Genomic DNA, 15,151 nt, shown 5'->3' with positions numbered 1-15,151 from the left:
CCTATGCTCCCAGCTTCTCGAGCAGGCCGGACAGCGCCGCGACCGCGTCGATGCGGGCGGCCACGAAACCATCGGGGCGCGAGGTTCCGGTCAGGTCGGCGACCACCTTCTCCGGACCGGCCAGCAGCACGGTAGTGATGCCGGCGGCGCGCAGGGCGTCCACGGCGGTACCGGCTTCGGCGGCGTAGCGCTTGTCCGCACCGCACAGCACGGCGATCGAGGCACCGGATTCGGCCGCGGCCTTACCGATTTCGTCGAGGCCGATGGCGCCCGGGTGCACCGATTCGATACCGCCGGAGGCGAGCAGGTTGGCGGTGAAGGTGACCCGGACATTGTTCTCCGCGACCGGCCCGAGCGGAACCAGCAGCGCCTTGGGGCGTGCGCCGTTCGCGATCAGGAAGGCGTCGGAGCGGTTGCGCAGCTCCTCGAAGGCCGCCCCGTAACGAGCGGTCGCAGCGGGCACGCGGGCCGCTTCGGAGAGCGGCTGCTCGGCCAGGTTCGGGAACTCGTTGACGCCGGTGACAGCGGTCTTGCGGTGCGCCACATCGGAATCGCGCTCGGCCTTGGTCGCGGCGATGCGCTCGGCCAGCAGACCGGCCTGGAGCGCGGCGAGGTAGCCGCCCGCCTGCTCGATCTCCTGCATGAACTCCCACGCCTTGGCGGCGAGTTCATCGGTGAGCGAATCGACGTACCAGGAGCCGGCGGCCGGGTCCTGCACGTGGCCGAGGTGGGATTCCTCGAGCAGCAGCAGCTGGGTGTTGCGGGCCATGCGCTGCGAGAACGCCTGCGAGACACCGAGTTCCCCGGCGGGCAGGGCGTCGTCGAAGGGCAGGACGGTCACGTAGTCCGCGCCACCGACGCCCGCACCGAAGGCGGCGAGGGTGGTGCGCAGCATGTTCACCCAGGGGTCACGCTGGGTCATCATGGCGGGCGAGGTGACGGCCTGCTGCGGGGCATTGCCGAAGTCCGGGGCGCCGCACACCTGGGCCACGCGGGCCCAGAGTCGCCGGGCCGCACGGAATTTGGCGATGGTCTCGAACTGGTCGTCGGTCGCGGCGAAGCGGAACTCCAGCTGGCCGAGCGCATCGGCGATATCGGCGCCGGCGTCGGTGAGCGCGCGCAGGTACTCCAGGCCGGCGGCGATGGCGGCGCCGAGTTCCTGGGCATCGGAGGCGCCCTGATTGTGGAAGGCGATGCCGCACACGGTGATCGCGCGGACCGTCTCGAGGCGAGCCACGGCCTGCTGGGCGAGGGTGACGGCGCCATCCAGGTCGATGGCGGACGAACCCGCGAACAGGCTGGTCAGCGGGGTCGCGCCGAGCGAAACCCTGATCGCCTTGCGGTCCTCGGCCTGGTAGCCGTCGAGCACCGAGAACAGCTGCGCGGCAGCCTCGTTCACTTCGGCGCCGGCGTGCAGGGTGAGCGGGGCCAGATCGAAGAGCATGCCTTGGATCGCGACCGGCAGGTCGGCGACCGGCACGGCATTCGCGCCCACGCTCAACCACACTGCGCTGACGCCGTTCTCCAGCGCGGAGAGGATCTCCTCGTTCACGCTCTTGGCGTCGGTGCCGCCGAAGCGCTGGCTCACATACCAGCCCCGGTGCACATCACGGGTCGCATCCCCACCGCGCACGAACGGGAACTGCCCCGGCAGCGGCTGTTCGGGCAGCTCGTCGCGACGGGTGTACAGCGGATTGACGGTCAGGCCGTCATAAGTCTTGACCGCAAGCAGCTTCTCCGGTTCGTCCGGCAATTCGGACACATCCACCTTGCGGGCCTTGGCCAGCACCCCGGCGACACCCTTGCGCCAGGCGGCATACCCGGGCACCGGCTCGGTGCCCGAGTCTGAAGCAATCGGCATAGCTGCTGTTCCTCTTCCACTCACTGACCGTCTGACCGGTTTCGACTGCATTCCCACAGCTCAACGGGCACTTCGGTTAACGAGCATTCATCGTCTTTACCCTGATGCTAACCGCAGCATTCCGATTCCTGTCCACCCAGTCTCGCTACCAGCGGGTAACCTGGCGCGGTGCCAACAACCGAGAGCCGGCCCCGGACACGCCTGTCCGCCCAGCTCACCCGCCTCCCCGAGCTGCTGCGCCGACTCCGCCAACCGCGCGTCCTAGCCGTTCTGCTCGGCTGCGCCGTGTTGTTCGCCCTGGCGGCATTCGCGCCGCACCCCGGCCCGCAACAGATCCGCTCCTGGGCGGATTCGGTCGGCCCGGCACTCCCCTTGGTCTTCTTCGCCCTCCACACCTTGGTGTGCGTCCTCCCCTTCCCCCGCACCATCTTCACCCTCAGCGCCGGCATGCTCTTCGGTTCGGCACTGGGCCTGAGCCTGGCCCTCGCCGCCACCACCCTGAGCGCCGTCCTCGCCCTACTTCTGGTCCGCGCCCTCGACCACGACCGCGTTCGTGCCAGCTTGACCCACCCCACCGTCCAATCCGTCGACGCCCGCCTGGCCCGCCGCGGCTGGCTGGCGATCGGCTCCCTCCGCCTGATCGCCTTCGCCCCCTTCTCCATCGTCAACTACTGCGCGGCCCTGTCCTCGATCCGCATGACCCCCTTCGTCATTGCGACGATCTTCGGCATCCTCCCCGGCACCATCGGCACCGTCCTGCTCGGCGACGCCCTCACCAACCGCACCTCCCCCGCCCAACTCGCGATCACCGCCCTCTGCCTCGCCGCCGGCGTCGTTGGCCTGGTCGTAGACGCCCGCCTGGCGGTGCCCGGCGAACGCTGACGGGCTCGCTACGGTAAACATCCGACATGCAACGCCCGCTGATGTTCCTCGTCGTCGACTGACCACTCCGCTCCTGTGGCACGTCGAACCTTCTCGGGCACTGAGCAATACGGACCTGGACGCCCTGGCAATCTGGTTACGAGGGTGAGTTAGCGGGCTGGGCAGTGGGATTGGTGCGGGGGTGGGTCGGTGCGGGCGAAGAGGCGGAGGATTACCTCGCCCAGGAGGTTGGAGAGGGCGTCTATTTGCTGTTCGATGGCTCGGGCGGCTTCGGGGGTGGGGGCCAGGAGGAGTTGTTCGCCGCCGCGCCAGGCGTATTCGCGCCAGATCTGGATGGTTTGGCCGAAGGCCGTGGCGGTGAGGGGTTCGGAGTCGTAGGGGGCGCGCATGGCGGGGTCGGCATCGCCGTAGAGGGCGGCCAGTTCTTCGACGGTGCCTTGCTCGGCTTGGGACAGTAGGGCGTTGATTTTCTCGTGGTCGGGTTTGTAGGAGGAGCCGTCGGGGGCCGTGACACCCATTTCGGCGATGACGATCGGGAGGTCGTGGGTGATGTGGGCGTTGTAGGCGGCGGCCACATTGCCGAAGACGGTGAGTGAATGGTCGTCGGAAGCGCGGAAGTTCTGTTTCCACGATTCGGGCACCAGGTCGGGGCGGTGATACCGGTAGTAGTTGTCGATGGCGTCGAAATAGTGGTGGGCGTAGCTGGTGGACCAGTCGTTGACGTGCGCGGGGTGCTCGAAACCGCCTTGCTCCCGGGCGATTTCGCGTTCACCCTTCGTGGTGTGCAGGTAGCTGAGCAGCAGGGGCGCGTTGTCGTCGCAGTCGCGTTTCATGACCGCGGCCCTGGTTTCCATTTCGGCGATGGTGTCGTCGATACAGCTGTCGGCCCCGCTCGGGCACACCCCGCGTGCTGGGGTGTGGGGAATCGGCGCGGGAGGTAGCCGGTATGTCCAGGGCACGTAGGGCCCGCCCTCGGGAAACAGCTCGCGCGTGATCTGGAGCAGCGCCAGCGTCGGCGGTAGGTGAGCCACGCCCAGCACCAGCCGCGAGCCGAGCGAATCGTCGATTTGCGGCGGATCAGCTTCGGCCGGAACGACACCGAGCGTCCCTAGTACACACAGGACGCACCCGGCGATCACCAACGGAACACGCCTCACTGCCACGAAGATCTCCTCGCGCGAGCTGTGGAAGAACCGGACCATCAGCGATAACCAGCACTTAGCTGAAGCGAGAATAGTATCGGCGCCCCGGGCCGGGCCGGGACGCGCCCCGCTGATCGTGCGTCGAGGATGAGTCGCTGCGCGCGGGTGTCGGTGGGGATCGGTAGCGTCTGGGTTGTGGAGACTGGGGAACGCATTCAAGAGCTCGCCGACCGGATCGTGGCGTTGCGCGATGCCTACTATCGGGGATCGCCGCTGGTGGCGGATGCCGAATACGACGTGGTCGAGGATGAGCTGCGGGGGTTGATCGAGGCGAATCCGGAGTTGGCGCCGGATCCTAATCCGCTCGAGCAGGTGGGGGCGCCGGCGGTGTTGCATGCGCCGGTTCGGCATGCGCGCCCGATGCTTTCGTTGGAGAAGGCGACCAAGCCGGAGCAGGTGGTGGCGTTCTTCGGGCGGTTCCCGGGGCAGTCGGTGGTGGTGATGCCGAAGCTGGACGGGTTGTCGCTGTCGCTGGTTTACGAGGAGGGGCGGCTGGCGCGGGCCGTGACCCGGGGGGACGGCACCACCGGGGATGACGTGACGATGCTGGTGCGGGCGTTGGTCGACGGGGTGCCGGAGAAGATCGAGGTTGCGGGGCGGGTGGAGGTGCGGGGCGAGGCGGTGATGTTGCGGTCGACGTTCGTCGCGTACAACACGGCGCATCCGGACAAGCCGCTGATCAATCCGCGGAATGCGGCGGCGGGCACGTTGCGGGCGAAGGATCCGGCGACGGTGGCCGAGCGGCGGTTGCAGTTCTTCGGGTTCGATCTGGACGCTTCCGAAGGGGGCACGGCGGTCGATCTGGAGGAGGGGCTGGCGGCGCTGGGGATCGCGGGGGCGCAGATGCGGCATTGCGATGATGCCGAGCAGGCGCAGGCGGCGATCTCCGCGATCGAGCAGGGCCGCAACGATTTGGATTACGACCTCGACGGCGCGGTGTTGCGGCTCGCGGATCGGGATGCGTACGCGGCGGCGGGAACTCGCTCGAATTCGCCGCGTGGGGCGCTGGCGTTCAAGTTCGCCGCCGAGGAGAAGACCACCTTGCTGGCCGACGTGGTGTGGGATGTAGGCAAGACCGGCAAGATCGTGCCGGTCGCCTGGCTGGAGCCGGTATTCGTGGGCGGCACGACCGTCACGAAGGCCACGCTCGCCAATCAAGAGGTGATCCGCGCCCGGGATATCAAGATCGGCGATACGGTGCTGGTGCGCCGCGCGGGCGATGTGATCCCGTTCGTGGCGGGCGTGCTCGACGCCTCCAAGCGCACCGGCGAGGAGCGCGAGATCGTGCCGCCGTCCGTCTGCCCCTCCTGCGGGCAACCCGTCACCGAGCAGGGCAATAGCCGAGAACTGTTCTGCACCAACGTTTCCTGCCCCGCACAGACCGTGCGCCGCCTCATCCACTGGGCGTCTCGCGCGGCCGCCGACATCGACGCCATCGGCCCGGTGTGGATCGAGCGCCTGGCCGATGCGGGCATCCTGGAACGCCCCTCGGACTTCTACACCCTCACCAAGGAACGCCTCCTCGAATTCGAGCGCATCGGCGAGGTCTCCGCCCAGCGCATGATCGATTCGATCGATGCCAGCCGCCAGGTCGGCCTGCGCCGCGCCCTGATCGGCCTGGCCATCCCGATGGCCTCCGACGGCACCGCCGCCCGCCTGGCCCGCGCGGGTTTCGGCTCCCTCGAGGAAGTGGCCGACGCCGGCGAGGACCGGCTCGTCGAAGTCGACGATATCGGCCAGAAGGTCGCCGCCTCCCTGGTCACCCACCTCACCCGGCTGCGCCCGGAACTAGACCGCCTCCGCGAGAACGGCGTCTCCCTCGATGTCCGCGAAGAAGATCTACCGCCCGTAGTCGCCGCCGGCGCGCCCTTGGCAGGCAAGACGGTGGTCATCACCGGCGCCATCAGCGACCCTCGCTCTGGCGAAAAGGTCGCCCGCCCCACCTTCCAACGCCTCTGCGAAAGGGCCGGCGCGACAACGGCATCCTCGGTTTCCGCGAGCACCGACCTGCTCATCACCGGCGCCGGAGTCGGCGACAGCAAACTCACCAAAGCCGAGAAACTCGGTGTCGAGGTCGTCGACCAGGGCGAGGTCTGGACCATGCTCATCGCCGCCAACGTCGTCTAGCCGCCGGCGCGTCCGGCCGGGGGCCTGCTCAGCCCGCGGCCGGAGCCGTGGGGTCGGGGCGCGGCGACGGTTCGGAGGCCGGGGCTCCCGGGAGGAGTTGCGCGCCGACGGGGGTGAGCTCGGAGGGGTCGGTTTCGGGGATCTCGGTGCCGTGCAGAGAGGTTCCCGCGGTTTCGCGGAGGAAGGCGCAGGCGACGAGACCGATCACCGAGGCGGCGACCATGTAGCCCGCGGGGAACAAGGACCAGCCGGTCTTTTCGATTACCGCTTCGTTGACCAGGGGTGCGGTGCCGCCGAAGAGGGCGGTGGAGATGTTGTAGCCCAGGGCGAATCCGGCGTAGCGGACGTGGGTGGGGAAGATGGCGGGGAAGGTGGAGCTGATGGTGGAGAGCTGGGGGACGTAGAGCAGGCCGAGGATTACGAACCCGATTACGGCCCAGGCGGTTCCGCGGGCCATCAGCCAGTACATGGGGATGGCCAGGACGGTGAGGCCGGTGAGGGAGACCAGCCAGAGGGGGCGGCGGCCGACTCGGTCGGAGAGGCGGCCGAAGAATGGGAGGGAGACCATCATGACGAGCTGGCCGATCAGCATCATGGCGGTGGTGGTGGATTCGCCGAGGCCGATGGTGTGCTGGAGGTAGGTGGGCTGATAGGTGAGCAGGGTGTAGTTCACCACGTTGAGCGCGACCACCAGGCCGATGAGGGTGAGCAGTTCGCGGCGGTAGGTGGTGAGGACCTCGCGCAGGCCGCCGGGCGGGGTGTCGCGGTCGTCCTGTTCGGCGAGTTCGGTGAAGACGGGGGATTCGTCGAGTTTGGCGCGCAGGTACCAGCCGACCAGGCCGAGCGGGATGGCCAGCAGGAACGGGATGCGCCAGCCGCCGGCGTACATGGCGTCGGAGCCGAGGGCGAGCTGGCAGGCCAGGACGACGGCCGAGCCGCCGACGAAGCCCGCCAGGGTGCCGAATTCGAGGAAGCTGCCCAGGAAGCCGCGTTTGCGGTCGTTCGCGCATTCGGCGAGATAGGTTGCGGCGCCGCCGTATTCGCCGCCGGTTGAGAAGCCCTGCACGACGCGGAGCAGGATCAGCAGGATCGGCGCCAGCACGCCGGCGGTGGCGTGGGTCGGCAGCAGGCCGATGGCGCCGGTGGCGGCCGACATCAGCAGGATGGTGGTCGCCAGCACGGCTTTGCGGCCGATGCGGTCGCCGAGCGGGCCCCAGACCATGCCGCCCAGGGGGCGCAGCACGAAGGAGACCGCGAAGCCCAGCATGGTGCCGAGGGTCCCCAGTGAGCCGGGGAAGAAGGCGGAGGTGAGGTAGCCGGCCGTGGCGGCGTACACGCCGTAGTCGAACCACTCGGTGGCATTGCCCATGGCGCTCGCGGCGACCGACCTCCGTAGCGGAAAGCCGGGTTTGTTCGGTTCCGTGGTTTCTCGCACGAAACAGACCGGTACCCATGTATGCCATCGGCAAACGGTGACGGCCCCGCGCGGGTGCGCCGGCGTCCGCTCTCACCAGCGCGAAGATCATCTTTGTGATTGCCGTCACAATCGGCCTGAATCCAGTTTCTCGAGCCCGCTCAGCGAAACCTATTGGCGGTGTCCCGATTCGGTGACCATCATGGGCCGGGTGACCTCGTACAGCCTGGCCGAGCCGCCGTTGTTCACGCGTCTGCGCGATGCTTCGAGAGTGCTCATCGCGGGCGCGGGCGGCGGCTTCGACGTCTACGGCGGCCTGCCGCTCGCCATCGCGCTGGAGGCGCAGGGCAAGACGGTCCATCTGGCGAATCTTTCGTTCAGCGATCTGCGCCGCACCCCGCTCGAAGACTGGTTCGCACCGGGAGTCGCGGCCGTCGGCCCCGAGACCGCGGGCAACGACGACTACTTTCCGGAGCGCAGCCTGGCTCGCTGGCTGGCCACCACCGGCCGGAATCCGCTGGTGTACGCCTTCCCCAAATCCGGCGTCCGGCCGTTGCGAGCGGCGTATGCCACGCTGGTCGAACAACTGCGCCTGGATGCCATCGTGCTGATCGACGGCGGCACCGACATCCTGCTGCGCGGTGACGAGGCCGCGCTGGGCACCCCGCAGGAGGATATGACGAGCCTGGCCGCTGTCGCCGGACTGGACGACATCAACCGCCTGGTGGTGTCGGTCGGCTTCGGCATCGATGCCTATCACGGTGTCTGCCACGCCCACGTACTCGAGAACCTGGCCGCGCTGCAACGGCAGCACGCATACCTCGGCGCTCTCTCCATTCCAGCCGAAAGCCCGGAGGGCACCGCCTATTTCGCCGCGGTCGTGCACGCCTTGGCCGAAACACCGTTGCGCCCCAGCATCGTCCACTCCCAGATCGCCTGTGCGATGCGCGGGGAATTCGGCGATGTGCACGCCACCGACCGCACCACGGGCACCGAACTGTTCGTGAATCCGCTCATGGCGGTATATCTCTCCGTCGACCTCCCGGCTTTGGCCCGCACCGTGGAATACCTGCCGTACCTGGAGCCCACCGAGCACGCCTACCAGGTGGCGCAGGTGATCGAAGCCCATCTGACCTCTCGCCCCGAACCCCGGCCCGCCGGGGTCATCCCGCACTGATCCGGACTGCTTCCATTCGGTGCGAGTGGCGTGAATTGTTCCCGGCGCGGCCTGAATAGTCCTCCCCCGCGCCTGCACACCGTCCTAGGGTTCTCGCGTCCACACAATTCGAGGGGATCACGGTGACCAGAACCGAACAATTCACTTTCACCAGCAACGGTGACCGGCTGGCCGGGGTGCTGCACCTGCCCGACGGCGAGCCGATCGCGTCGGTGGTCACCAGTGGTCCGCTGACCTCGGTGAAGGAGCAGGCGGCGGGCGCTTACGCGCAGGCGCTGGCCGAGCGCGGATTCGCGGCGCTGGCCTTCGATCACCGGACCTTCGGTGAGAGCGAAGGACAGCCGCGGCAATTCGAGAATCCGTACGGCAAGGCCGAGGACATCCGGAACGCCGTCACCGCCTTGACCACCGATGAGCGAACCAAGGAGCTTCCGGTGGTCGCGGTGGGCGTGTGCGCGGGTGCGGGCTACATGGCCCGGGCGGTCGCCGACGATCCGCGGATCCTCGCCTTCACCGGTGTCGCCGGGTTCTACTCCGACACCTCCGCCATGCCGCCGGACCCGGCGGTCCTCGAGCGCGGCCGGGCCGCCGAGGCGCGCTGGCGCGAAACCGGTGCGGCCGAGACGATTCCGGCGGTCGCCCCCGACGGCGGTGACGTGGGCATGCCGCTGCGCGAAGCCTACGAGTTCTACGGCACGCCGCGCGGCGCGGTCCCGAACTACACCAATGGTTATGCGGTGCAATCGTTCGCCTACGGTGACTTCGATTCCATGGAGGCCGCCGCACGCATCGCGGTGCCGTACGCGATGGTGCATTCCGAGCACGCGCTGGTGCCGCCGTTCGCGCGCAAGTTCTTCGCGACCGTGCCCGCGCCCAAGTCGGAGCTGTGGCTGGAATCGATCGGCCAGATCGACTTCTACGACGACCCGAAGCTGATCAACCCCGCGGCCGATGTCGCGGCCCAGCTGTTCCGCGCGGTCCTGGCGCGCTGACCTACCTTCCGGCCGTCTGCTTGCGGAACGCGTCGGGAGTCTGACCGGACCAGCGATGGAAGGCGCGGCGCAGGGTGCGGGCATCGGTGTACCCCACCCGCGCCGCAATGGTCTGGACCGGAAGTTCGGTGTCGCGCAGCAGGTTCCGGGCCTGCTCGTGCCGCACGTTCTCGATCTCCGCGCTCCAGGTGGTGTCCATGTCGGCCAGGCGGCGCTGGAGGGTGCGCGGGCTGATCGCCAGCCGCTGCGCCACCCCGTCGAGGCCGATCTCACCGCAGGCCAGCGCATCCGATATCGCGGCGTGCAGTTTGTCCCGCCAGTCCGGCGCCTTGCGCGAGGTCTCCAGCATCAGTCCGGCGTACCGGCAGAGCACATCGCCCAGGCCCGGGTCACCGCCGGTGGGCAGGGCTCCCGCGTCCAGGAACGTGATCTCCGAATACGGCGCACCGAAATCGATTCGCCCGGTGCCGAATTCGTCGATCAGATCGCGCCGCCGCTGGGTCACCCGGTGCGTGAACGCCACTCGGGCCGGCACCACATGCTCTCCGGTGGCCTCGCGCACCCGCCGCAGGATGAGCGACAGCACGAACTCCTCGACCGGCACGAAGACCGGATCGGCCTCGGCGGCGACGCCCACCCGGACCGTCATCACCCGGCCGTCCTCGATGACCTCCCACACCACCGCGGGATCGGTCACCGCCGAACGGAACTCCATCACCGCGCGCAGGCTCTCGGCCAGTGTCGCCCGGCTGGTGAACAGGTAGTCCCAAACCCCGAGCACGCCGCGATCGGCCGCCGCGGACGCGCACAACCCGGCTCCCGGTCCCCCGGTCGCCCCGATCAATTCCCATAACCGCCAAGCGGATTCGATGGGCACCCGCAGCCGCTCGTCCCCGTGCCGCCCCGAATCCATCTCCGAGAAGCCGGCCAGGTGCCAGGGCGTCGCGCCCACCTTGGCCGCCGTATCCCGCAGTACGACTGCGGTTCGCAATGGGATGGTGCCTTCGATCACCGGCGGAGCATAGCGAAGCATTCAAACCGAACGGTCTATACCGGCTCGTTTCAGGCCACGCCGGGCCATGAACCCATTGGCCAGCAGCAGGAGGGTCTTGTTCGGGGGTGCGATGAAACCGCCGCTGGTATGCGGGGAGTAGACGGCATCGTCGGCGGTCACCTCGAGCCACCCGGTGTGCTGACGGGTCTCCAGACCGACGAGGGCCGGGCGATAGGCATGAGCGAGCAGCCCTGCGCGACGGCCGGATTCGGGGACGGAATCGGGCACGGTGAGGTGTATGCCCTCGGGCCCGGAGGTGGAGATTCGGACCGGGACCACGGCGGGGTAACCGTCGGATTGACGGTAGGCGAGCAACCGATGCGGAAGCTTCGCCGCCCTGCGGGCCGCCTTCGCCACGTCGACGCGGGGCGCGGTGCCTTTGGCGGGCGGTGCTTGCGGCGCGGACGGTGCGCTCGGCAACGGATCGCCGTACACCTCGGGTGATTTGGCGGCCGTGAGGTCGGGCCAGACGATGACGCGATCGACCTGCACGGTCACCAGCACGCGGTCCGCGTAATAGGCGCTGAGCCAGCGGTCCCAGAAACGGCCGCGACGCGGGGCGCCCAGATACGGGGTGGCTTGGACGCCGATGCTGTCGAGGATGGCTTGATCGGGGTGTTCGTCGAAGGTGGCGGTGCCCTGCACCAGGACGTAACGCTGGTTCTCCGGCGCGCCGAGGCCGTGCTCGCGAGTGTGAAAAGCCAGGGCCACCTTGGGGTTTCGCTTCATGCGGTCGAGCTTCTTACCGAACCCGAGGGAGGTGGTGAAGCCGACGGTGCCCGCGGTGCGGTCACGCAGCCCGATCGGGGCCACCGCGGTGACGACCGCACCGCCGGCCGGCGTCAGGTAGGCGAGGCCGCAGGTCAGATCTCCGGCGAGGACGGCGTCGACTTCGTCGGGCCAGGTAACTGTCATGGTGTGAGCGTAGGAACCGGCGGGCGAGATCACGTGGAGGTTCGATAACGAGGCGATAATTTGTGATTGCCGTCGCGTCGCGGACGGGTGACTTCGAATCACGGTGATCGTGGAGGTGTTCGCGGCGTTCGAACGGGGACAGGATCGGACCGGACGGTTTCGGCCTGGGTCGGGATCGTCGGTCCACCCCCTTCGACCGGAAAGGCAGTCCCCCGCGTGACCTCTCCCCCGATCGCCGTCGCCGACGGCACGACCAGCGAGGACGGCGCGGCCCCGCCGGTGCCGCGCGAAACGAGGAGGGCGCGAACGGGTTTCGCCGGGTCGCGGGCGCGCGCCATCGCGGTGCGGGTGCTGTCGCTGGTCGCGTTCGTGACCGTGTGGTGGCTGGTCGCGGCCTTCGAACTGGTCGATCCGCGATTCCTGCCGGGGCCCGGAGCGGTGTGGGAGGCGTTCCTGCGCGCCAACAGCTGGCACGAGATCGCGCCCGGCGTGCCACGAGAGGTGCGCGGGGAGCAGAACTACTTCCTGTGGGAGCACTTGGTCGCCAGTTTGCAGCGCATCGCCATCGGGGCGGGCGCGGCCGTGGTCCTCGGGCCGCTGGTGGGTTTCGTACTCGGCACCTCGAAAACCATCGGCGCGGTGGTGGAGCCGTACCTGAACTTCCTGCGTACCCTGCCGCCGCTGGGATACATCGGGCTGCTCATCGTCTGGTTCGGCATCGGCGATACCTCCAAGATCTGGCTGCTGTTCCTGGCCGCGTTCCCGCCGGTGGTCATCGCGACGATCTCCGGCGTGCACGGCGTCTCGGCGGACCGGGTCAACGCGGCACGGTCCCTGGGCGCGAACCGGATTCAGGTAGTCACCCGGGTCTTGCTGCCCGCCACCCTGCCCGATGTGATCGGCGGTATCCGGGTGGCGATCGGATTCGCCTGGACCACCGTGGTCGCCGCCGAACTCGACAATGGCATCCCCGGTATCGGCGGCCTGGCGTTCCTGGCCGGTCAGCAATTGAATACGGCGCTGACCATGGCCTGCATCATCGTCATCGGATTGACCGCGCTGACTCTGGACGCGGGCATCAAATGGATCGGCGCGTTGGTCGTGCCGTGGAAAGGCAAAGCGTGAAAGCCACTTTCGCGGCGCTGGCATTGGCCGGTGCGCTGACCGTCACACTGACCGGCTGCGTCGAATCCGGGCGCACCGCGCAATCGCGGGACGGCGGGGAGCAAGTCGCCTGCCCGGTCGCGGTGGACGAATCCTTCACCGGCACAGTGCGACTCGGCTACCAGGATATTCCCAATGGTGCGCTGGTCGTCAAGGACGCCGGCGTGCTGGAGACCTGCCTGCCCAAGGCGAAGATCACCTGGAGCAAGTTCGCCTCCGGGGCCACCGTCATCCAGGCATTCGGATCCAATTCCGTGGATATGGGCTTGCTCGGCAGTTCCGCTGCCGCGCGGGCGATTTCGGCCCCACTGAATATCGCCATGAAGGTGGTGTGGGTGCACGATGTGATCGGCGCGGCCGAATCACTGGTGGTGAAGGACCCGGCTGTCACCAGCGTGACCGGATTGCGCGGCAAGAAGATCGCGGTGCCGTTCGCGAGCACCTCGCACTACAGTCTGCTGGCCGCGCTCACCGCCGCCGGAATCGAACGCGACGTCACCCTGGTCAATATGCAGCCCGACGCGATCGCGGCGGCGTGGCGAGACAGCGGCATCGACGCGGCGTTCGTCTGGGAGCCGACACTGTCGGAGCTGACCAAGAACGGGCATGTGATCACCAGCGCCGCCGAGACCGCCAAGGCGGGCAAACCGACCTACGACCTCGAGGGCGCGCGCGCCGAGTTCGTCGCCGCCAATCCCCGCTTCCTGGAGGTATGGACGGCCGCGCAGAACTGGGCGGTCAAGCTGATCAACACTTCGCCCGATGCGGCCGCCACCCGTATCTCCGCGCAGCTGGGTGTCCCCGTCGCCGATATCCGCAAGCAACTGGGTGAGTACGGCTATCTCGACGCGCCGGCGCAGGCCGGAGCGGCCTACCTCGGCAAGCAGCTGGGCAGCGATCTGCGTTCCGCGGCCGAATTCCTGTTGAGCCAGGGCGAGATTCAGGGGCTCGCCACCCCGGAGACCTATGCGGGGGCCGTCTACGCCGACGGCGCGGTGAGCACGAAATGACAGCCGCCGTCGACACCCGTGACCGCGTGGTACTGACCGAGGTCTCGAAGACCTACGAGACCGCCACCGGCTCCACCGTCGCCCTTTCCCCCACCGATCTGGTCATCGAACCCGGCGAATTCGTCAGCATCGTCGGCCCGTCCGGCTGCGGCAAGACCACCCTGCTGCAATTGCTCGGCGGCTTCCTGGAACCCAGCACCGGTGCCCTGCGCGTGGGCGACGACCGCATCGCGGGACCCGCCCCGGAACGAGGCGTGGTCTTCCAGGCCCCCACCCTCTACCCGTGGCTGTCAGTACGCGGCAATGTCGAGTTCGGCCCGAAATGCCGTGGCGTGGACAAGAGGACCCGCCGTGCCGAGGCCGACCGCCTGCTCGAACTGGTCGGTCTCACCGACGCCGCGGGCAAACGCCCCTACGAACTCTCCGGCGGCATGCAGCAGCGCGCCCAGATCGCCCGGGTGCTCATCAACGACCCGCGCATCATCCTCATGGACGAACCGTTCGGCGCCCTCGATCAGCTCACCCGCGAACGTTTGCAGGTGGAGCTGCTGCGCCTGTGGCGGCAGGCCGGGAAAACCATTGTGTTCGTGACGCATTCGGTGGAGGAGGCCGTGTTCCTCTCCACCCGGGTGCTGGTGATGAGCGCCCGGCCGGGGCGGGTGATCGTGGATCGGCGGGTGGAGTTGCCGGGTGACGAGCCCGGCGGGGTCCGGTCCCTCGCGGTGACCGCCATGCCTGATTTCCAAGCCCTGAAGTCGGAACTGGCGCGGGCGATCTACGACGCGCACACCTAGGCCCATCCGCCGATCCCATCGCCCCGACACGCCGCGAGCCCCCACCGCGGGACGGTGGGGGCTCGTGATGTGCTGCGGTGCCGAAGCGCTTACAGGTAAGCGCCGCAGACCGGCCACGCGCCGCGGCCCTGGCCGGCCAGCACGTTCTCGGCCACGCGGATCTGCTCCTCGCGGCTGGCGTTGGCAGCGTTGCCCGCGCCGCCGTAGGCGTTCCAGGTACTCTGGGTGAACTGGAGGCCACCGTAGAAGCCGTTGCCGGTGTTGGCGCCCCAGTTGCCGCTGCTCTCACACTGCGCGACAGCATCCCAGTCGCCACTGGCGGCCGACGCGGTCGCGGTGGACAGCGCGAACGGGACGGACACGAGCGCGCCGACGGCCGCGGTGGCGGCGAGCATGCGGGTGGTGAGCTTCCGGTTGCGATGCATAAGTTCGGTTCCCTGCCTGCGCCCTGCCGGCCCGCGCTCCGAGCTGCGGGTCCCCGTCCCCAGGGATGTCGGTTGCGTTCGAATCGCGGGACGGGCTTGCCGGTGTTCGGCGATTCGAGTACGAGCTCGGTTAT

The 15,151-nt window shown here is 68.5% G+C and carries 13 protein-coding genes; 7 read left to right on the top strand and 6 right to left on the bottom strand.

Annotated elements, in window-relative coordinates; genetic code table 11:
- Nucleotide 1: 1 nt before the first annotated feature.
- The gene (locus NI1_RS16020) at nt 2-1,861 is read right to left on the bottom strand and encodes a methylmalonyl-CoA mutase family protein (protein WP_067820781.1); all 1,860 of its coding nucleotides are present in this window, start codon (nt 1,859-1,861) and stop codon (nt 2-4) included.
- Nucleotides 1,862-2,029: 168 nt separating this feature from the next.
- Here NI1_RS16020 and NI1_RS16015 point away from each other — a divergent pair, with 168 nt between their 5' ends.
- Nucleotides 2,030-2,743, top strand: a complete 714-nt coding sequence (locus tag NI1_RS16015) for a TVP38/TMEM64 family protein (RefSeq protein WP_439957265.1) — start codon at nt 2,030-2,032, stop codon at nt 2,741-2,743.
- A 149-nt stretch (nt 2,744-2,892) separates the two neighbouring features.
- Here the strand turns inward: NI1_RS16015 and NI1_RS16010 are convergent, their stop codons facing one another.
- Nucleotides 2,893-3,906, bottom strand: coding sequence for a DUF5995 family protein (locus tag NI1_RS16010; RefSeq protein ID WP_157535149.1), 1,014 nt, complete (start codon nt 3,904-3,906; stop codon nt 2,893-2,895).
- A gap of 174 nt (nt 3,907-4,080) precedes the next feature.
- Here NI1_RS16010 and ligA point away from each other — a divergent pair, with 174 nt between their 5' ends.
- The gene (gene ligA, locus NI1_RS16005; protein ID WP_157535148.1) at nt 4,081-6,072 is read left to right on the top strand and encodes an NAD-dependent DNA ligase LigA; all 1,992 of its coding nucleotides are present in this window, start codon (nt 4,081-4,083) and stop codon (nt 6,070-6,072) included.
- Between the two features lie 28 nt (nt 6,073-6,100).
- On the opposite strand, the gene NI1_RS16000 is transcribed toward ligA, so the two are convergent.
- Nucleotides 6,101-7,441: an MFS transporter gene (locus NI1_RS16000; protein WP_084523295.1), complete on the bottom strand. Its 1,341-nt coding sequence runs from the start codon at nt 7,439-7,441 to the stop codon at nt 6,101-6,103.
- A gap of 256 nt (nt 7,442-7,697) precedes the next feature.
- Between NI1_RS16000 and NI1_RS15995 the strand changes: the two genes are divergently transcribed.
- Together NI1_RS15995 and NI1_RS15990 are read left to right on the top strand one after the other, a co-directional pair.
- Nucleotides 7,698-8,663 carry a DUF1152 domain-containing protein gene (locus NI1_RS15995; protein ID WP_218026756.1) on the top strand — a complete coding sequence of 322 codons (966 nt, stop codon included), beginning with the start codon at nt 7,698-7,700 and terminating at the stop codon, nt 8,661-8,663.
- Nucleotides 8,664-8,785: 122 nt separating this feature from the next.
- Nucleotides 8,786-9,655, top strand: a complete 870-nt coding sequence (locus NI1_RS15990) for an alpha/beta hydrolase (protein ID WP_067820772.1) — start codon at nt 8,786-8,788, stop codon at nt 9,653-9,655.
- 1 nt (nt 9,656) lies between these two features.
- Here NI1_RS15990 and NI1_RS15985 read toward each other — a convergent pair whose 3' ends face one another.
- Together NI1_RS15985 and NI1_RS15980 are read right to left on the bottom strand one after the other, a co-directional pair.
- Nucleotides 9,657-10,667: an AraC family transcriptional regulator gene (locus tag NI1_RS15985; RefSeq protein WP_169815585.1), complete on the bottom strand. Its 1,011-nt coding sequence runs from the start codon at nt 10,665-10,667 to the stop codon at nt 9,657-9,659.
- Between the two features lie 21 nt (nt 10,668-10,688).
- Nucleotides 10,689-11,624, bottom strand: coding sequence for a pyridoxamine 5'-phosphate oxidase family protein (locus tag NI1_RS15980; protein ID WP_067822347.1), 936 nt, complete (start codon nt 11,622-11,624; stop codon nt 10,689-10,691).
- A 279-nt stretch (nt 11,625-11,903) separates the two neighbouring features.
- Between NI1_RS15980 and NI1_RS15975 the strand changes: the two genes are divergently transcribed.
- Genes NI1_RS15975 through NI1_RS15965 form a run of 3 tightly spaced genes read left to right on the top strand, consistent with a single transcriptional unit; the run spans nt 11,904 to nt 14,592 of the window.
- Nucleotides 11,904-12,749, top strand: a complete 846-nt coding sequence (locus NI1_RS15975; protein ID WP_067822343.1) for an ABC transporter permease — start codon at nt 11,904-11,906, stop codon at nt 12,747-12,749.
- On the top strand, nt 12,746-13,798 hold the full coding sequence (locus NI1_RS15970; RefSeq protein WP_245663244.1) for a taurine ABC transporter substrate-binding protein: 1,053 nt from the start codon (nt 12,746-12,748) through the stop codon (nt 13,796-13,798). The genes NI1_RS15975 and NI1_RS15970 overlap by 4 nt, the downstream gene beginning before the upstream one ends.
- Nucleotides 13,795-14,592 carry an ABC transporter ATP-binding protein gene (locus tag NI1_RS15965; protein ID WP_067820763.1) on the top strand — a complete coding sequence of 266 codons (798 nt, stop codon included), beginning with the start codon at nt 13,795-13,797 and terminating at the stop codon, nt 14,590-14,592. The genes NI1_RS15970 and NI1_RS15965 overlap by 4 nt, the downstream gene beginning before the upstream one ends.
- An 89-nt stretch (nt 14,593-14,681) precedes the next feature.
- On the opposite strand, the gene NI1_RS15960 is transcribed toward NI1_RS15965, so the two are convergent.
- A complete protein-coding gene (locus NI1_RS15960) occupies nt 14,682-14,987 on the bottom strand; it encodes a transglycosylase family protein (protein ID WP_157535197.1) in 306 nt (101 codons plus the stop codon).
- Nucleotides 14,988-15,151: the final 164 nt, after the last annotated feature.

Origin of the sequence: Nocardia inohanensis NBRC 100128 (genome assembly GCF_001612945.1) — a bacterium.
GTDB classification, from domain to species: Bacteria; Actinomycetota; Actinomycetes; order Mycobacteriales; family Mycobacteriaceae; genus Nocardia; species Nocardia inohanensis.
Note: the sequence above shows the minus strand (reverse complement) of the source record. Positions and strands in the feature narration are given on the sequence as shown.